This is a genomic window from Gordonia malaquae, assembly GCF_037148075.1.
Taxonomy (GTDB): Bacteria; Actinomycetota; Actinomycetes; order Mycobacteriales; family Mycobacteriaceae; genus Gordonia; species Gordonia malaquae.
This window is the reverse complement of sequence record NZ_JBBCUB010000003.1, coordinates 392051-411308: the sequence shown is the minus strand read 5'-3', so window position 1 is coordinate 411308 and position 19258 is coordinate 392051. Positions and strand designations below refer to the sequence as shown.

Below are 19258 nucleotides of genomic sequence, written 5' to 3'. Positions count from 1 at the left end.
GCCGAATCCATGCCGACCGCGCGGACGGGGTTGGCACCGCCTCCACTGTGACCTATGCTGACCCGAGCCCATGAATTAGAACATGTTCTAGTTACTGCGACTCCCGAGACGGGTCGCGCCACGTCGGACACATAGAGGATTCACATGAAGGTCGCCGTCACCGGAGCCGCAGGTTTTGTCGGAACCAACCTGGTCAACCAGCTCGTCGCCGACGGCCACGACGTCGTCGCCATCGACCGGGTGTCGCCTGCGCACGCGATCGATCACGCGCAGGTCACCTGGCTCTCGGCCGACATCTTCGACCAGCCTGCACTCGAGTCGGCGTTCGACGGCGTCGACACGGTATACCACCTCGTCGCGATGATCACGCTCAAGCAGAAGGACGAACTGGCCTGGCGAGTGAACACCGAGGGCGTCGCGTCCACGGCCCGCGCCGCACTCGCCGCAGGCGTCCGCCGCTTCGTCCACTGCAGCTCGATCCACTCGTTCGACCAGTACACCGACAACGGGGTCGTCGTCGAGACGTCGCGCCGCTCCGAGGATCCGGAGCTCCCCGTCTACGACCGCTCGAAGTGGGCGGGCGAGCAGGAACTCCGCAAGGTGATCGCCGACGGCCTCGACGCCGTCATCTGCAACCCGACCGGCGTGTACGGTCCCGTCGATCACGGGCTGTCGCGTATCAACGGCATGCTGCGCGACGCCGCGCAGGGCAAGGTCCCACTGTTCCCCGAGGGCACCTTCGACCTGGTCGACGTCCGCGACGTCGCGATCGGTCTCACATTGGCGGCCGAGCACGGCGTGACCGGCGAGAACTACCTCCTCGGCGGCGAGCAGGTCCGGCTGTTCGACGCGATGCGCATCGTCGCCAAGGACTGCGGCCGCCCCCGCCCGATCGCGGCTCTCCCGCTCGGCGTGTTGAAGGTGTTCGTACCGCTGATCGAACCGATCGGGCACCGTCTCGGCTCCGATCTCGTGTCGAAGGCGTCGATCGCGGCGCTCGTCGCGCAGCCGACAGTCGACATCACCAAGGCTCGGACCGTGCTCGGCTACCAGCCGCGTTCCTCCGCCGACACCCTCTCCGACCTCGACGCCTTCCTCGCAGATTCCCGTCAGATGGGCTCGGCTCGCCCGAAGTCGGGCCGCCGCTTCACATCCGTGGTGCCTGCCTGACGGGTCCAGCCCTCAAGCCGCCCCGGCACGGTTCGACACGCCTCAGCTTCCGCCACCCGAGGCGTCCGACTCGTAGCGTGACGAATGCGGATAGAACTCGATCGGCGTCGACGAGTCCAACTCGACCAGCGGTTCACCGTCGGTCATGACGTACACGGTGACGGGGGTGCCCGGAATCGGAATGGTCGACGCCGTGGCGTGCAGCCGCACGCGTACCGACCGGGTCCGTCCGCCGTCGTCGTAGCGGATCGGCACGTCGCCCCCGAAGTTCCATTCGCCGGGGTCCGGCAGTGCCGCGATGACGCCCGCGCATTTGCGGCCTGTCCGCCGACCATCGATGATGCGGCCCATCTCGACGCGCGCGTCGCGCACCGACCGCGGCGCCGTCAGAGCCGACCAGGTCAACACCGCCGCCGACACGGCCGCCGGGGCCCAAAGGCAACCCGCACCAGCGTGCGACACGGCAGGCAGAAGCCATGCGCCCACCAGGCCGACCAGGGCGCCTCCGCATACGACGCTGATCAGTATTCGCCCCACGGCACGCCCCTGCATGAGTCGTTCCGTGCCGTCCACCCATGTCCCGACGAGCAGGAACAGCCCGGCCGCCCCGGCCGGGACGATGAGGAGGAGCCACCACCACGCCGAGACGCCGTCGACATCCTGGACCCGAGCGGCGAGCGTGATTCCCCCGAACACCGCCAATCCGATGCCGACCGTCGAGCCTCCGGCGATCGCTGCATATCCGGCAGTCAGTGGTGGAATCTCGGACGTCTCCGGCGGAACTCGCACCAACCGGCTGTTGCTGACCCCCGGAGAACTGAATTCGATCCGGTCGCCCAACCAGTACCACTCGTCGTCCGCCATCGTTCCTCCGTCCCGCCTCCTCGCATTCTGCCCGAACAACGCAAGTGTCGTTTGGGCAGGTGACGGCACCGTCGACTAACGTCAACAGGCGTGCCAGTGTCGACATCCGCCCCAGCCGAACGTCCGGACGAACCGTCCGAACAGCCCGCGTCGAGTCCACTCTCCGCGGGGACCGCGAGACTCGTCGCCGTCATCGCCGGACTCGTGGCCGTCATCGCCGCAGTTCTGACGCCGCTGCTGCCGGTGTCCACGACTACCGCGTCGGTGACCTGGCCGCAGGGCCAGACGCTGAGCGCCGCCGATCCGTCCGTGGTGGCCCCGCTGATCGCGCAGACCGCGCAGTCGCTCGACGTCACGATCCCGTGCGCCGCGCTCGCCGGACTCCCGCAGGGCGGGTCGACCGTCCTCGCGACGATGCCGGCCAAAGCGCCTGGCGCATCGCAGAAGATGCTGACGGTCACCGCGTCCGACACCGCGATCACCGTGCTCATGCGGGCGAACATCGCCGCTACGGCCTCCCGCGCCGACATCGCGGCAGGCAAGTGCACCGCCTTGCGGATCTTCGCTTCTCCGGAGCAGACCGGCGCACAGTTCGTCGGCCTCGGCCCGGCGAAGATCCTCGAGGCGAGCAAACGCCCGCAGGTCGAGGGCTTCTACACGACACTGACCACCGCGCAGATCGAGCAGCTCGCCGCGAAGGGCCTGCATGCGCGCATCGACGTCGACAACCGGTATGAGAGCAGCCCGTCGGCTCTCAAGGTGATCGCGATGGTCATCGCCGTGCTGGCCACTGTCGTCGCCCTGTTCGCACTGTGGTGCCTGGACCGGATCCACGGGTACGTCGGTGGCCTCGTCCGCCGCACCGGCTCCTGGCTGTCCCTGCTCCGCCCTCGTGTCTCCGATATCGTCGTGACCGGCGTCCTGGTGCTGTGGACGTTCCTCGGGGCGGCTGCCCCGGACGACGGATACATCCTGACGATGGGCCGCGCGGCCGACGCATCGGGTTACATGTCGAACTACTACCGCTTCTACGGTGTCGCCGAAGCGCCGTTCGACTGGTACTACAGCTTCTTGTCCCTGTGGTCGCAGGTGTCGACGGGCATCGTGTGGATGCATCTCCCCCAGTTGGTCGCGGGCCTGCTGACCTGGTTCGTCCTTTCCCGGGTTGTGCTCCCCCACCTCGGTGTCGCCCGAGGGTCCAACCCATGGGCCACCGGCACCGCCGCGGCCGTCCTCCTCGCCTTCTGGCTGCCGCTCTGCTCCGGGCTGCGCACCGAAGGTGTGATCGTCCTGGGTTCACTGCTCACGTGGTGGGCGACGGAGGCGGCGATCACCCGACGTCGTCTGCTGCCCGCCGCCCTCGCCGCGACCACCGCGGCGTTCACTCTTGCGCTCGCACCGCAGGGCGTGATCGGCGTGGCGATCCTGCTGGTCGCCGCCCGGCCCCTGCTGCACATCCTCGTCGATCGGCGACGTGAGGTGGGGCTCCTGCCACTGCTCGCGCCGATCGCCGCCGCCGGGACCGTGGTGGCCGTCGTCGTGTTCCGCGACCAGACGCTCATGACGATTCTCGAAGCGGTGAAGGTCAAGTACCAGACCGGGCCGATCGTGCCGTGGCACCAGGAGTTCCTCCGGTACTTCTTCCTCACCGTCACCACACCGGACGGCGCTCTCGCCCGCCGCATCGCCGTCCTGTTGATGTTCGTCGCGGCGATCATCACCGCGATCGTGCTGCTGCGCCGCCGCACCATCGACGGTGTGAAATACAGCCCGGCGTGGCGTCTCGTCGGAGCCTTCGGCGTCACTCTCCTGCTGCTGTTCCTGACTCCGGTCAAGTGGACGATCCAGTTCGGCATCTTCGCGGGACTCGCCGCGGCGCTGTCGGCGATCGCATGCCTGGCGATCGCTCAGGCGGGTGCCCGTTCCTCTCGCAACCTCGCGGTGCTGACCGTCGGCCTGCTGTTCGCCTTGGCCGCCGCCGCGGCAGGCAAGAACGCCTGGCCGTACGCGTACCGCTACGGCATCGTGTGGTTCGACATGCCGCCCGCATTCCGTGACATCCAGGCGTCGTCGGTGCTGCTGTTCCTGGCCGTCGTCGCAGTCGCGGTCGCCCTGTGGCTGCACCTGCGTTCGGACTACGTCGCCAATCGCGGGCTGGCCCACCACGACGCCGGAGAGCCCGACTCGCCCGCCGACAAGCGACGTCTCGCGCTCGCATCGACTCCACTGCTCCTGATCGCGTCGTTGATGGTCGTCGCGACGCTCGCGGCGTTCGGCAAGGCCGTGGTGACCCGCAGCCCCGCGATGACCGTGTTCAGCAACAACGTCTCGTCCCTGACCGGCGGCACATGCGCGATGGCCGACAAGGTCCTCGCCGAACCCGACGCGAACGCAGGCATGCTCGTCCCCGTCGGCGGTGTGTCCGCGACGAAGGCGCTGACCGGCGACAAGCCTGTCGGATTCACGCCCACCGGCATCCCTGGTGACCTGACACCCGATCCGTCGAGCGCCCGAGCAGGGCAGATGCACGTCGGAGGCTCGACGTCGAAGCCTTTCGCCATCGTCGGCGGACTCGGCGCGGGCTCCGACGGCGGCCTCGGCCCGACCACGGTGAACGGCTCGAACGCGGCGCTGCCGTTCGGCCTCAAACCGGAGTCGACACCCGTTCTCGGCAGCTTCGGCTATCAGGCGAACGCGTACCTGACGACCGGCTGGTACCAACTCCCGAGGCGCGACGCGTCGCCGATCATCGTCTTCTCGACGGCGGGCGCGGTGTCGACGTTCGACATCGACGGCAACCGGGGGCCGGGCCAGATGGTGGTCGCTCAGTTCGGCAAGACCGGACCAGGTGGCGAGTTCGTTCAGGTCGGAGCCGACGTGACGCCGATCGATCCGGGTCCGGTCATGCCGAACAGGCCGTGGCGAAACCTCCGCGTGCCGATGGCAGACGTCCCGCCTGCCGCCACGGTGATGCGCCTTCATCTCGCCGACACGAACCTCGGCGTCTGGCAGTTCATCGGCATCACGCCGCCGCGCGCCCCGAAGCTCGTGACGCTGCAGGAGATGGTCGGCTCGGACGCTCCGACATTGATCGACTTCTCAGCGGCCGCGCAGTTCCCCTGCCAGCAGCCGATGACGTTCACGCACGGTGTCAGCCAGGTGCCTCAGTGGCGGATCAGGCCCGACTTCGTGACCGCGAACTCGCAGTCGCGGACATGGATGACCGCCAAAGCAGGCGGGCCGCTGTCGATCGTCGAATCGACCACCAAGCAGTCGACCGTCCCGACTTACCTGAAGGACGACTGGCATCAGGACTGGGGTTCGCTCGAGAAGCTCACCCCGCTCAGCCCTGACGCCACGATCGCCCGCGTCCACACCGCACCGGCCACCGCGTGGGGCTGGAGCCGCACTGGAACCATCCGTCTGGAGCAGCCGCAACAATGACCGACTCTGATTCCCCGCGCCCCGAGACTTCCCGGTACCGCCTGGCGAAGATCACCGCGGTCGTCGCCGGCCTTCTCGGTTTCCTCATGGCGGTTCTGACGCCGATCCTCCCGATCAACCAGAAGACCGCCGAACTGCAGTGGCCGCAGAACGATGCGATCACCAACGTGACGGCGCCGATGGTGTCGTTCGTTCCGATCGACATGACGGCGACGGTTCCGTGCGCGCTCGCGAAGTCGTTGCCCCGCGAGGGAGGCGTCCTGCTGTCGACGCTCCCGACGAAGGGCCGGAAGGCGACCGCCCGCGGCCTGTTCGTGCGCGCCACCGCAGACACAGTCGACATGGTGGTCCGCGACGTGGTCCTGGTCAGCGCCGACCGGAAACTGGCCGAGTCGAGCGCCGACTGCGCATTCACCCTCACCGGCAGCGGAGACGGCGTCACCGCAGGCATCTCCGGTGTCCCCGCAGGCGACACGACGTCGTTCGCCACCGACGATCCCGACATGCGGCCGCAGATCACCGGCGTCTTCTCCGACCTGCCGTCGACGGCGTCGCGCGACGGGCTGAACCTGAATGCGACCGTCGACACCCGCTTCATCAACTCGCCGACACCGCTGAAGCTCGCATGCATCGTCTTCGGCATCCTGATGACCCTGCTGTCGCTGATCGCGCTCGGAGTCCTCGATTCGCGTGACGGCCGCGGCCACAAGCGGTTCCTGCCCGCCGGATGGTTCACCATCCGCGGACCGGACGTCGCCGTGTTCGCCGTGCTGGTGCTGTGGTGGCTGATCGGATCCAACACCTCCGACGACGGGTACAACATCACCGTCGCCCGCATCACCAGCGAAGCCGGATACGCCGACAACTACTTCCGGTACTTCGGCGTCCCACAGGACCCGTTCGGATGGCACTTCCAGGTGCTGTCCTGGATGACGCACGTGAGCGTCGCGACTCCGTGGCTGCGTCTGCCGTCGCTGCTCTTGGGGCTGCTCGGCTGGTGGATCATCAGCCGCGAGGGCATCCCTCGTCTGGGCCGCGCGGTCCGCAACTCCTCCGCCGCCGTCTGGGCGGGCGCGATGGTGTTCCTCGCGATCTGGATGCCGTACAACAACGGCATCCGCCCGGAGCCTGCCGAAGCCGTCGGCGCCCTGCTGACGTGGGCCTGCGTCGAACGGGCGATCGCCACCCGCAGACTGCTGCCGTACGCGTTCGCGACGATAGCGGCCGCGCTGACACTGGCGCTCGCTCCGGGCGGTCTGATGGCCGCCGCCGCACTGATCGCCGGTCTGCGGCCCGTCGTCAAGGGAGTGGTGGCGCGCCGCAAGCGCGACGGCCTGCTGCCGATGATCGCTCCGATCCTCGCTGCCGGTTCGGCCGTGCTGTTCATGATCTTCTACTCGCAGGCTCTCGGCCCGCTGTTGGAGGGCAACAAGGTCGCGACCGACGTGGGCCCGACCGAGCAGTGGTGGCAGGAACCGCAGCGCTACTACTGGTTGGTGTTGAACACCGGTGACGGGACGTTCCCCCGCCGCTTCGGCATCCTCCTGATGATCCTTGCGCTGGTGGTGGCGATCTTCCGTCTGGTGTCCAGCCGTCACCCGGCCGGAGTCGCGAGAGCTCCGTTCTGGCGTCTGATCGGCATCATGATCGGCACGATGTTCTTCATGTCGTTCACGCCGACCAAGTGGACGCACCACTTCGGCATCTACGCGACGATCGGCGCCCTGCTTGTCGCGGGCACCACCGCGATGATGGCTCCCGCCCTGCTCCGGTCACGCCGCAACCGCACGTTCTTCGCCGCCGCGGTGCTGCTGGTGACCGCGGTCGCCACCGCGGGCAGCAACATGTGGTGGTACGTCGGCTCCTACGGCATCCCGTGGTGGGATCAGCCGATCGCGATCGCCGGGGTGAAACTGAGTTGGCTCGCGCTGGCCGCGACGTTCGTCGCCGCGGGCATCGGTCTGTGGTTCCACTTCCACGACGACTACGCCGACGACGACGTCCGGACCGGCGCGAAACGCTCGGGCCTGATGCGGTTCACATTCTCTCCGATTCCGGTGATCGCCGCGCTCGTCGTCGTGTTCATGCTCGGCTCGTTCGTGAAGGGAGCCTGGGTGCAACGCGACAGTTGGTCGTGGGCGAAGTCGAATGCTCGCGCCTTGACCGGCGACGAGTGCGCTCTCGCGAACGACATCCTCGTGGAGTCCGACCCGAACTCTGCTGTGTTGAAGCCTGCCGCCGTGAACGGCCGTCCGGCACCGTCTGCCGCGGCCGCTCTCGGCGCAGAGAACTCCGGGTTCACCGCGGACGGCGTTCCGTCGACTGCGATCATCGATCCCCTCGATCAGAAGAAGGACGACACCGAGGAAGAGGACGCGACCGCGCCACCGACCGCGGGCGGCGACTCCGTGGACGAAACCGAGACCTCTTCCGATGAGTCGGAGACGGCCCCGGAGGAAGTCGCGGAGAAGCCCACGACGAAGGTGAAGCTCCCGTACGGCCTCACCACTCCGATGCTGGGCAGCTACGGTTCCAAGCAGGTCAGTGAGCTGACGACCGGTTGGTACGAGATCGGTTCCGCTGCGGGCGAGACTCCGGACGACCGTCCGCTGCTGAGCGTCGCCGCGGCAGGCTCGATCGCCGCGTTCGACGACCACGGTGTCCTCACTGAGGGGCGACGCGTCGTCGCCGAGTACGCCCGCCGCGAAGCCGACGGCCGGGTGACACCGGTCGGTGCACCGCAGGTGCCGGTGGACGCCTTCGCGAAGTCGTTGAACTGGCGCACACTGCGGTTCGCGTTGGCAGACGCGCCGCCGCGCGCGTCCCTCGTCCGGATCCACGTGCTCGACGACGGCGCCGCCGTCAACGAGTGGGTGGCCCTCACGCCGCCGCGCGTTCCAGCCCTGCAGACGTTGAACGACGTCGTCGGACGCACCGATCCGGTGTTCATCGACTGGATGCCCGGCCTGGTGTTCCCGTGCCAACGGCCGATGGCCGTCCGCAACGGGCTCCTCGAGCTTCCCAAGTGGCGGATCATGCCTGACGCGGAGGCGACACGGAAGAACACGCAGACCTGGCAGGACGGCGTGAACGGCGGCCCGCTCGGCATCACCGAGGGCCTGCTCTCGTACACCCTGGTCCCGACGTACCAACGCAACAATTGGGCCCGCGACTGGGGCGGCCTCGAGCGTTTCACCCCGCTCGTCGACGCCCAACCCGCCGAGATCGTCACCGGTACGCAGAAGGTGAGCGGCCTGCACAACCCCGCTCCCATGCGGTCGAAGGGCTACTGAGTCGTGTATGCCGTTGATCGTGACCACTATGTGGTCACGATCAACGGCACTGTCGTATCGGACAGTCTGCTGCTCTACAGGGCGTGAGTTCGCCGGTCCATCCCAGTCTTCGCAATATCGCCGCGATCTTGACCGCGGTCTCACAAGCACGATCGAACACCTGCCCGTATCCGACTCTGATGGTTCGCAGGTCCTCGCCCACGGCCGCATCGAGATCACGTTCAAGGTCGCGATCGTGCGCGTCCGCGGTGTCGTGAAACAACCGTCCATCGAGTTCGACGATCAGACCCCAATCCTCATAGACCGCGTCCCGCAATCCCCTACGACCGGCCTCAGTCGGCGCCTGCCGTCGAGCGACCGGCAGCCCGTGTGCCCTCTCGACACTGACCAGGTATCGATGTTCCAGGACCGAGCAGGTGCCGTCTCTGATATCGAGGAGGGCGGACCTCAGGAACGCGCCGCGCCGCGCCCTCGAAAGGGTCCCGAGGAAGTGCAGCAGGCGGTCTGCCGTGGTCAGGCCGCTCTGGACCGCGTCTGCCATGCGGGCGACCGCCGCAGTGTCGGACCTCGCATCCTGCGCGACATCGAGGACTGCATAGTCGGTGCGCATCCGGGGTGGATGCGCGTCGAGCACCGCCACCTCAGCCAATCCGGTGCGGTAGTGCAACACGACTCCAGGACGACGTGGCACGTTGCGTCGGCGGTCGACGCTGATGTGCACAGGGCCGCTTCCCGCCCCATCGAGCATTTGCAGCGCCGACTCGTGGCTCACCGCTGCGGGTGCCGCATCAAGCACTGCGCACCACACCCGCTGAATCCATGTCGGCGGGCCGTTGTGCGTCACATACGTGCCGGGGAACACCGCGACCCAGTGACCCCCACGCAACCTGCTCCGGATGTATGCGGGCGGGATGCCACACTCAAGAGCTTGCTTCCGGCTCACGACCCCGTCTTGTCTGCGGATCAACGCCATCAGACGTTTGACCGCACGTGCTTCCGGCTCCCCCATGCGTCGCAGGGTGCCACCGAAGCGGCAAACGCGACAGTGCGGTATCCACAGGCTGTTACGCCGTTGATCGTGACCACATAGTGGTCACGATCAACGGCACAACTCAACCACCCCAGACTGAACGGGCACCGGAGTCGCCGGCTTTGTAGACCAGGTAGAGGGCGGCGACGGCGGCGGCGACGGAGAGAACCCGGGCGACGACGTCGACGATCTTCAGGACCGGCTCCGACAACGGAAGTCGCTCGACGACCGGCGGCAGAGTCACGAGGTACATCAGCAGCGCGGCGCCGAAGAGACACCCGACGCCGATGATCACGACGTCGCCCGCTTCGGTGTGCGTCGCGACCGGCCCGGACACGCCGTCGGGGTATCGCTGCTCCTCCAGCGCCTCACCCGCCGACATCGCGACCCACGTGGCGATGAGGCCGAGGAACGCGATGATCGACGGCAACGGGCCCATCTTGGTGCGGGCGGCAGGCCAGACCGCAGCCGCGATCGCGACCAGCGCGGCGACCGGGACCGTGACGACCACAAAATGCACGACGAGCGGATGCAACGGCAGACCGTTGAAGGTGTCCATAACCTCAGAATCGTAGGGTCACGACGCCGACTTCGCCGGGTAACGTGAGACGTCACCAGCATCAACTGACCGGAGGGGCACAGTGGGACTACCCGACGGCGGGCTCCTGGCCCTCCTGATCGGCGGTTCCCTCGTCGCAGGCTGGATCGACGCGGTCGTCGGAGGCGGCGGCCTCGTCCTGATCCCACTGATGCTGATCGTCTTCCCGACCATCGCGCCCGCGACGGCGTTCGGCACCAACAAGCTCGCCGCCATCTGGGGAACGGCCACCGCCGCGTTCATGTATCTGCGCAAAGTGGACGTCGACCGCCGGATGGTCGCGGTCAGCGTCCCCATCGCAGGCGGATGCGCGGTGATCGGCGCACTCGCCGCGTCCGCCGTCAGTTCCGACGTGATGCGGCCGTTCGTCATCGTCTTGATGGTGACCGTCGGCGCATTCGTCGCGTTCCGGCCCCAGTTCGGCGCGACACACGAATCGTCGGAACCGGTCTCTCGCACCCGCTTCGCGATCGCACTCGGGATGCTCGGCGTGATCGGCTTCTACGACGGCGTGTTCGGTCCAGGCACCGGAATGTTCCTGATCATCACCCTCACCGCCCTGCTCCATCAGAGCTTCCTGCAGAGCGCAGCCATGGCCAAAGTCGCCAACACCGCGACCAACGTGGGCGCGCTCATCGTCTTCGCATCCCAAGGCCATGTGATGTGGCTGCTCGGGGCGATCCTGGCGCTCGCCAACGTCGCGGGATCGGTCCTCGGCTCCCGGCTCGTCCTCGGACGCGGAACCGCGATCGTTCGATACGCACTTCTAGTCGTCGTCGTGGTCATGGCCGTGAAACTCTCCGTCGACCAGTTCGCATAGCCTCGCATTGCTTGTCGCCGCCCTCTGCGGGGGGACAAGATCAACGCATGACGACCGAAGCCACGCACCCGCACGAACCGCACGCCACCGGCCTGGCGAACCGGCTCAACTGGCTGCGCGCGGGAGTACTCGGCGCGAACGACGGAATCGTGTCGACCGCGGGCATCGTCATCGGTGTGGCCGCGGCGACTGCCGAACGAGGCCCGATCTTCACCGCCGGCATCGCCGGTCTGGCGGCGGGCGCCGTGTCGATGGCGCTCGGCGAGTACGTCTCAGTCAGCACGCAACGGGACACCGAGGCCGCGTTGCTGGCAAAGGAGAGGTGGGAGCTCGCGAACCAACCGGAGGACGAACTCGACGAGCTGACTCAGATGCTCGTCGCACGAGGCCTGTCCGAGACGACCGCGCGCGAAGCGGCCGAAGAACTCACCGAACACGATGCGTTCGCCGCCCACGCCCAGGTGGAGCTCGGCATCGACCCCGACGATCTGACCAATCCGTGGCAGGCGGCGGTGTCGTCCGCCGTGTCGTTCACAGTCGGCGCACTGCTCCCGCTGATAGCGATCCTGCTGCCGCCTGAGACCTGGCGAGTTCCGGTGACGTTCGTCGCCGTCCTCGTCGCGCTTGCGGCTACCGGTGCTCTCGGCGCTTATCTCGGACAGAGCTCACCCGTCCGCCCGACAGCCCGGATGGTAATCGGCGGCGCCATCGCCATGGGCGTCACCTACGGCATCGGCGCCGCGTTCGGGCAGGTCGTCGGCTAGGGCACGCCTAGATCTGCAGCTCGCCCATCGCGTCCCAGCCGTCACCCTCGACCTGGCGAGAGATGATGCGCGGCGTCTCGACGAGATGCGGCCGCATCGCCTCCAGACCGGCAGCGAAGTGAGTACTCGTCACATGCGGACCCGCGCCGTCGTTCGTGAACGCCTCGACGAGGACGAACTCGTTCGGATCGTCCAGACTGCGCGACCACTCGAACCACAGGTTCCCCGGTTCCGCGCGCGTGGCGGCGGTGAACTCCGCCACCGCAGAGGGAAATCCCTCCACACTCTCCGGCTTCACTTTGAACTTCACAACGATGAAATACACGGTGACCTCAGATCGGCATCAGGAAGTGCTTGCGGGGGTTCCGGATGACCTGCTTGTCGCGGAGCTGCGCAAGCGCCTTGCGGAGCTGCAGACGCGTCTGAGCAGGCTCGATGACGGCGTCGACATAGCCACGCTCAGCGGCGAGGTACGGCGTGGCCATCATCGCGTTGTAGAACGTGATGAAGTCCTGCCGCACCTTGTCGGCGTCATGGGCGCTCAATCCCTCGGTCTGACGACGCGTCAGGATCGCCGCCGCAGACTCCGCGCCCATCACCGCGATCTTGGCCGTCGGCCACGCGAAGTTGACGTCGGCGCCGAGCTGCTTGGAACCCATCACCGCGTAGGCGCCGCCGTAAGCCTTGCGCAGCACCACGGTCACCTTCGGAACGTCGGCCTCGACGTAGGCGAACAGGAACTTGCCCGACCTGCGGATCGTGCCCTTCTGCTCCTCGGCCAGCCCGGGGAGGATGCCGGGCGTGTCCACCAGGAACACAAGAGGAATGTTGTACGCGTTGCAGATGCGGACGAAGCGGGTCGCCTTCTCCGACGAGTCCGTGTCGATCGTGCCTGCCATGACACTCGGCTGGTTGGCGACGATGCCGACGCTGTGGCCGTCGACGCGCGCGAACCCGGTCAGAATGTTCGGCGCGAACAGTTCACCGACCTCGTGGAACGCACCGTCGTCGAACAGCCGCAGGATGATGTCCCGCATGTCGTAGCCCGCGTTGTCGTTGTCGGGCATGAACTCGTTGAGGCTCAGGTCCGACTCGGTGACCTCGGGCTCGAGACCGGGGTTGATCACCGGCGGCTGCTCGAACGTGCTCGACGGCATGTACTCGAGGTACTCGCGCACCCACTCGAAAGCGGCCTTCTCGTCCTCGGCGACATGATGGATGTTGCCCCACCGCGCCTGATTGTGGGCGCTGCCGAGGTCCTCCGCGGAGATCTCCTCACCCGTCGTCTGCTTGATGACGTCGGGTCCGGTGACGAACATGTAGCTCTTGTCCTCGACCGCGACCAGGATGTCGGTGTTCGCCGGTGTGTACACCGCACCGCCGGCGCACTTGCCGAGGATCACCGAGATCTGCGGCGACAGACCCGACAGCAGGTCGTTACGACGTCCCATCTCCGCGTACCACGCGAGAGACGTCACGGCGTCCTGGATGCGCGCGCCGGCCGAGTCGTTGATGCCGACCATCGGGCAGCCGAGCTTGCCCGCCCACTCCATGAGTCCGGCGACCTTGCGGCCGAAGATCTCGCCGACAGTGCCGCCCATGACGGTCTGGTCGTGACTGAATGCGGCGACCGGACGCCCGTTCACCAGGCCGTGACCGGTGACCACACCGTCGCCGTATCCCGTCTCAGACGATCCGGGCGTCTTGGCGAGCGCTCCGACCTCGACGAACGTTCCTTCGTCGAACAACAGCTCCAGGCGCTTGCGGGGCGACAGGATGTCCTTCTTGGCCCGCTTGGCGATCGCGGCGTCGCCACCGGGCTCCTTCGCGAGCTCCAGCTTCGCGCGCAGGTCGGCGAGCTTTGCGGCAGTCGTATCGGTCACGGCGTCTCCAGTTCTACTTATCAGCGCTCAGGTCGGCGACACGGCGAGCCAGATCGGCCGCGACCTTCGCCACATGCGGTTCGTCGACGATGCCGAGATGATCGCCGCCGATGTGCAGGATCTCCAGATCGTCCACGACCTCGCCCCAGCGGCCGTCCTCGTCGATGACCGCCCACTGCGGTTCGAGTTCGATCGCACCGTCGTGCATCTTGTCGGCGCGGTACAGGACCACCTTGCCGTCGTACCGCGACGGGTTGATGTTCGTGAGCACGCGGTTGTCGATGAACGACGTCCGCTGATGCTCGATGATTCCACCCGGGATCTTCTGGTCGGACATCGACATCATCTCGAGGATGATCGCGAACTGCTCGTTGTCGTCAGCAGCCATCAGGCGATCCATCGGGATCGGGATGTTCTCGTCCAGGCCGTACGTGCGGACCGCGAAGTCCTTCCACCGCTCCAGGCGAGCTCGCTTGTTCTCCGGGGTGTCGGCGACGTCCTCACGCGGACGGACGACGTCGATGAGACCGACGAACGCCACCTCCTCACCCTGCTCGATGAGCAGCTGCGCCGCACCGTAGGCGAGCGCGCCGCCCAACGACCAACCGACGAGCACGTAGGGACCGTGAGGCGCGATCTCGCGGAGCTTCGGAAGGTACTGCTTCACTCGCTCCTCGATGGTGCCCTCGACACGGTCGAAACCGATCACCGGCATGTCGTCGGGCAGACGCTTCACCAGCGCCTCGTACGCCGACGTGTTGCCACCCGCCGGGTGGAACACCAACATCGGAGTCGGGTCTCCCGCGGAGGTGTCGAAGGTGTGCTGCGGCTTCCCGTCCTTCGACGGAACCTGCAGGTAGCGCACGAATCCGTCGATGTCGGCCGCATCGTCCATCTGCTGTCGGACGTAGTCGGACAACTCCTCGATGGTCTCCGAATCGAGGACGTCCTCGATGTCGACCTCTCCGCCCGTCCGCTCGTTGAGACGGTCGGTCAGCTTCTGCGCCGTCTCCTCGTCGAGGACCGGCAACTTGTTGAAGATGCCACCCGCGGACTTGCCCGTCACCACCGCATACGCACCGAACGTGAGACGCTCCGCGGCATCGCGCGGCGGAACGTCCGTCCCCGCAGCTTCCGCCGCAGCGGACTGGCTGTGGATGTCGACGGGGTCGGGTGCCGGGGTGTCGGTGTCCGTAGTCGGCTCGGGTGCGTCCGTCACCTCAGTCGCGTCCGGCACCGTGGTCCCATTGGCCGCGTCCGTCACCTGGTTTCGACCCTTCGACTCGCTGCGCTCGCTCAGGACGGCGCTCGGTTCCTCGCTAGCGCTCGGACCCGGCTCAACCTGCTCCGATGGAGTCGGAGCTTGCTGCTCCTCCTGCATCGCAGCATCGATGTAGGCGTTCAGCGCGGCGGTGTCGAGTTCGCCGCCGTCGGTGGTGCGGGACGACAGGTCGTCGAGCTGATCGCGGTGCGTCACGGCGAAGGCGACGAACTTCTCGACGTCGCCGAGATTCGCCTGGCGCATGGCCTGAAGCTGGAGCTGCGGGATGTCGAACTCATACTCGACGCGGTTCTTGATGCGGACCGCCATCAACGAGTCCAGTCCCAGCTCGATCAGTGGGATCTCGCGCGGCAGATCCTCCGGGTCGTAGCCCATCGACTCACCGACGATCACTGCGAGCCGGTCCCCGACGGTCTCGCCGGAGTCCGGACTCCACTTGGCGCCCGCCCCGATGTCGTCGACGATCTCCGGCTCCTCGACAACCTTGTCGTCGGAGGCGACAGCGGCATCGGGAACTGCGGCCACGACAGCCGGCGCCACGACAGCAGCCCCCGTCACGGCAGCGGAGAACAGCAGAGCGTGGCCGCCGGCGGCGTCGGCGTGGACAGTGATCGCACCGCCGCCCGGATGGGCGGTGAACGTCGTGGTCACGGTCCCCGATGCGGGGAACACACCGACCGACTCGGCCGCGGCGACACTCGCGTCTGAGCCGAGCACATGCTTCGCGGCAGCGAGGACGAGTTCACGCGGATCGGTGACCGCGGACGCGTTTACCTCCCACGCATGACGACCGTCGGGCAGGCCGACGTGCGACCCGGGGATCGTGCCAGCACCGGAGCCACTCGCGAGGACTGCGGTCAGCCAGTACGGCTTCCGCTCGAAACGGGTCCGCGGGATGTCGGCGAACTTGGCACCCTGCCCGCTGCCGAACAGCGCTGCGACGTCGACGGGATGACCGTGGACGTACAGCTTCATCAGCGCGTTGACCAGGCCGTAGCTTTCGTCTTCCTTACGGCGAAGGGTCTCGATGAGCTCGGCGTCGAGCACACCGGCGCCGAATGTCGTCGCGGCGACGGAGATCAGGACGGCAGGGTTCGGCGACAGTTCGATGAACGTGCGATGCCCGTTCTCCACCGACTTCGCGATCGCCTGCGCAAACCACACGCTGTGGCGCAGTCCCTTGAGGAAGTACTCGATGGTGTGCACCGGCTCGTGACCGGGGCGGTAGAACACCTCGCGGTCCACCGAGCTGTAGAAACCGACCGTCGGGCGGGCCGGCGTGATGCCGGTCAGCTCGTACGACAGTTCGCCGAGGATCGGATCCATCTGCGACGTGTGGCTCGCGCCCTTGGTCTGCAGCTTTCGACCGAGCTTCCCCTCGGCCTCCGCGCGGGCGACGATCGCGTCCACCTGCGGCCCGGGGCCGCCGATGACGGTGTGCGTCGGCGCGGCGTACACGCAGATCTCCAGATCGGGGAAGTCGACGAGCACATCGTTGATGTCCTCGGCGCTGTACTCGACGAGCGCCATGAAGCGGACGTCGTCGCCGGTCAGCATCGACTCGCCCTCGCCCATGAGGCGCGACCGCTGGCAGATCACCCGGGTCGCGTCTTCGAGCGTCAGGCCGCCGCTGATGTATGCGGCCGACGCCTCACCCATCGAGTGCGGCACCAGCACGCCCGGCTCTGCGCCGTAGTGACGCATGGTGTCGGCGAGTGCCACCTGAATCGTGTAGATGCCGATCTGCGCGGTCTCGATCGCGTAGGTCTGTTCGTCGTCCAGGAAGATCTCGACCATCGAGTAGCCGAGTTCGTTCTGGATGATCGCGTCCACGCGGTCGGCGTACTTCGCGAACACCGGGTTCTCGGTGTACAGCTGCTTGGCCATCTTGCGATGCTGCGAACCGAAGCCCGACAGCAGCCACACGGCCGACGCGGCGTCCGGGGCGTCGCAGGTGTAGACGAACGGCAGCGCCTTGCCCTCGGCGACGGCGCGCACACCCTTGACGGCGTCCTCATGGGTGCGGGCCATGACGACCGACCGGGTGCGTCCGTGATTGCGGTGCGCGAGCGCGCGGCCGATCTCGACGAGCGGCGTCGCGCCCGCGTCGGCCTCGAGCCATTCGAGGAGGTCGGCGGCGGCCTTGCGGCGACGAGACGCGAGGAACCCGGAGATCACCAGCGGGACGACTGCCCCGGGGACTGCGGCAGGCGCGAAACCCTCGGCCGGATCCGCCTCGGCGACCGGTGCAGTCTCGACCTTCTTCGGCGCCTGTGCGGCGAGCACGGCGCGCTCGGCCTCGGTCAGGAAGTCGTCGTCATCGTCGTAGTCGTCGACGGGCGCAGGCTCCTCCGCGACGGGCGCCTGGGCAGTGACCTCGACGAGATCGGACGGCAGCACCTCGCGCACGACGACGTGCGCATTGGTTCCGCCGAAGCCGAAGCCCGAGACGCCCGAGACGGCGTGCCCCGAGTACCGCGGCCACGCGGTCGACTCGGTGATCACGCGGAGATTGGTGGCCTCGAACTGGATGTACGGGTTCGGGCCGACATAGTTCTTCGACGCGGGAAGCACGTCGTTCTGCAGCGACAGGACCACCTTGGCGAGCGCACCGGCGCCTGCGGCCGACTCCATGTGGCCGAAGTTGGTCTTGGCCGAACCCAGCAGCATCGGCGACTGCGGCTCACGTCCACGTCCGACGACGCGACCGAGGGCGTCGGCTTCGATCGGGTCGCCGAGCACGGTTCCGGTGCCGTGCGCCTCGACGTAGTCGACGGTGCGCGGGTCGATCGCGGCGTCGGCGTACGCCGAGCGCAGCACCTCCACCTGGGCTTCCGGGTTGGGCGCGAAGATGCCGTTCGACCGGCCGTCGGAGTTCACTGCGCTGCCCGCGATGACGGCGAGCACCGTGTCGCCGTCGCGACGGGCGTCGGCCATCCGCTTGAGGACGAACACGCCGCCGCCCTCGGAACGGATCATGCCGTCGGCGTCGGACGAGAAGGCCTTGATGCGACCATTGGGCGCCATCGCGCCGATCTGGTCGAAGCCGAGGGTCGCGGCAGGCGTGATCAGCATGTTGACGCCGCCTGCGATGGCGACGTTCGAGTCGCCGTTGCGGAGACTGCGAACCGCTTCGTGCACTGCGACCAGCGACGACGAACACGCCGTGTCGAGCGCGATCGACGGGCCGTGGAAGTCGAAGAAGTAGGACACGCGGTTCGCGATGATCGACGTCGCGGTACCGGTCAGCGCGTACGCCGCGGTCTCGCTCGCGCCCTCGCCGAGTCCCATCGTCGCGAGCAGCTGGTAGTCGTTCGTCGACGTGCCCATGAACACGCCCACCTGGCCGCCGCGCAGGTCGCTCGGCGGGATGTGGGCGTGCTCGAGGGCCTCCCACGTCAACTCGAGCGCAAGACGCTGCTGCGGGTCGACCATCTCGACCTCGCGCGGGCTCATCTGGAAGAAGTCGGCGTCGAAGCCCTTGATGTCGTCGAGGTAGCCGCCCTGGACGTTGCCCTTCTCGATCAACTCGGCGAGACGTGGCTCCGCCTTGAACTCGGTCCACCGATCCTCGGGGAGGTCGGAGATCCCGTCGTTCCCGTCGATCAGCGCCTGCCACGTCGACTCCGGCGTGTGGCCTGCACCCGGGTACCGGGTCGAGAGACCGACGATCGCGATGTCGTCGTTGCTGTCGCGCTCCCGCTCCCAGAAGCGGTCGGTGTCGACGTCGAGTCCTTCGTCGGGATCACCTTCGATGACGCGCTTGGACAGCGACGCGATCGTCGGGTGCGTGTAGACGACGGTGGCGGTGAGGATGACACCCGTCCGGTCCTCGACGTCGGCGGCCAGCGCCACTGCGTCGCGGGACGACAGCCCGAACTCCTCCATCGGCCGGTCCACGGCGATGTTGTCGACGGGCTGCGCGGTGGCCTGCGCGACCCATGCGCGCAGCCAGTCCTGCAGTTCCTCGACGGTCATGTCGCCCGCGGTCTCGCCTGAGGTGTCGCCATGGGACTCGGGTGTTGTGTTGTCAGACATCGTTCACCAGCCTACTGATCGGTTCGATCGTTGGTAGCACGCAAGCCCGGTACGCCTCTGAACGAGGTCGTA

At 67.4% G+C, this 19258-nt stretch carries 11 protein-coding genes; 5 read left to right on the top strand and 6 right to left on the bottom strand.

The features are described 5' to 3' along the window. The first annotated feature begins 144 nt into the window (after window positions 1-144). A complete protein-coding gene (locus WFK36_RS13950; protein ID WP_336792375.1) occupies window positions 145-1170 on the top strand; it encodes an NAD-dependent epimerase/dehydratase family protein in 1026 nt (341 codons plus the stop codon). A 42-nt stretch (window positions 1171-1212) separates the two neighbouring features. On the opposite strand, the gene WFK36_RS13945 is transcribed toward WFK36_RS13950, so the two are convergent. Beyond that, complete coding sequence (locus WFK36_RS13945; protein WP_336792374.1) at window positions 1213-2034, bottom strand: hypothetical protein; 822 nt, start codon at window positions 2032-2034, stop codon at window positions 1213-1215. Window positions 2035-2130: 96 nt separating this feature from the next. On the opposite strand from WFK36_RS13945, the gene WFK36_RS13940 reads away from it, so the two are divergent. Together WFK36_RS13940 and WFK36_RS13935 are read left to right on the top strand one after the other, a co-directional pair. Continuing rightward, window positions 2131-5478 carry an arabinosyltransferase domain-containing protein gene (locus WFK36_RS13940; protein WP_336792539.1) on the top strand — a complete coding sequence of 1116 codons (3348 nt, stop codon included), beginning with the start codon at window positions 2131-2133 and terminating at the stop codon, window positions 5476-5478. Next, window positions 5475-8771 carry an arabinosyltransferase domain-containing protein gene (locus WFK36_RS13935; RefSeq protein WP_336792373.1) on the top strand — a complete coding sequence of 1099 codons (3297 nt, stop codon included), beginning with the start codon at window positions 5475-5477 and terminating at the stop codon, window positions 8769-8771. The genes WFK36_RS13940 and WFK36_RS13935 overlap by 4 nt, the downstream gene beginning before the upstream one ends. A 40-nt stretch (window positions 8772-8811) precedes the next feature. Here WFK36_RS13935 and WFK36_RS13930 read toward each other — a convergent pair whose 3' ends face one another. Further along, complete coding sequence (locus WFK36_RS13930) at window positions 8812-9780, bottom strand: type IV toxin-antitoxin system AbiEi family antitoxin domain-containing protein (protein WP_336792372.1); 969 nt, start codon at window positions 9778-9780, stop codon at window positions 8812-8814. Between the two features lie 103 nt (window positions 9781-9883). Next, window positions 9884-10360, bottom strand: coding sequence for a DUF2231 domain-containing protein (locus WFK36_RS13925; protein ID WP_336792371.1), 477 nt, complete (start codon window positions 10358-10360; stop codon window positions 9884-9886). Between the two features lie 82 nt (window positions 10361-10442). On the opposite strand from WFK36_RS13925, the gene WFK36_RS13920 reads away from it, so the two are divergent. Together WFK36_RS13920 and WFK36_RS13915 are read left to right on the top strand one after the other, a co-directional pair. Then, window positions 10443-11219 carry a TSUP family transporter gene (locus tag WFK36_RS13920; protein ID WP_336792370.1) on the top strand — a complete coding sequence of 259 codons (777 nt, stop codon included), beginning with the start codon at window positions 10443-10445 and terminating at the stop codon, window positions 11217-11219. A 47-nt stretch (window positions 11220-11266) separates the two neighbouring features. Continuing rightward, entirely contained in the window at window positions 11267-11983 is a 717-nt protein-coding gene (locus tag WFK36_RS13915; protein WP_336792368.1) for a VIT1/CCC1 transporter family protein, read from the top strand. Window positions 11984-11990: 7 nt separating this feature from the next. On the opposite strand, the gene WFK36_RS13910 is transcribed toward WFK36_RS13915, so the two are convergent. Genes WFK36_RS13910 through pks13 form a run of 3 tightly spaced genes read right to left on the bottom strand, consistent with a single transcriptional unit; the run spans window position 11991 to window position 19186 of the window. Beyond that, the gene (locus WFK36_RS13910) at window positions 11991-12308 is read right to left on the bottom strand and encodes a putative quinol monooxygenase (protein WP_336792367.1); all 318 of its coding nucleotides are present in this window, start codon (window positions 12306-12308) and stop codon (window positions 11991-11993) included. A gap of 7 nt (window positions 12309-12315) precedes the next feature. Continuing rightward, a complete protein-coding gene (locus WFK36_RS13905) occupies window positions 12316-13866 on the bottom strand; it encodes an acyl-CoA carboxylase subunit beta (protein ID WP_205330266.1) in 1551 nt (516 codons plus the stop codon). A 13-nt stretch (window positions 13867-13879) separates the two neighbouring features. Beyond that, window positions 13880-19186, bottom strand: a complete 5307-nt coding sequence (pks13, locus tag WFK36_RS13900; protein WP_336792366.1) for a polyketide synthase Pks13 — start codon at window positions 19184-19186, stop codon at window positions 13880-13882. Window positions 19187-19258 lie beyond the last annotated feature (72 nt).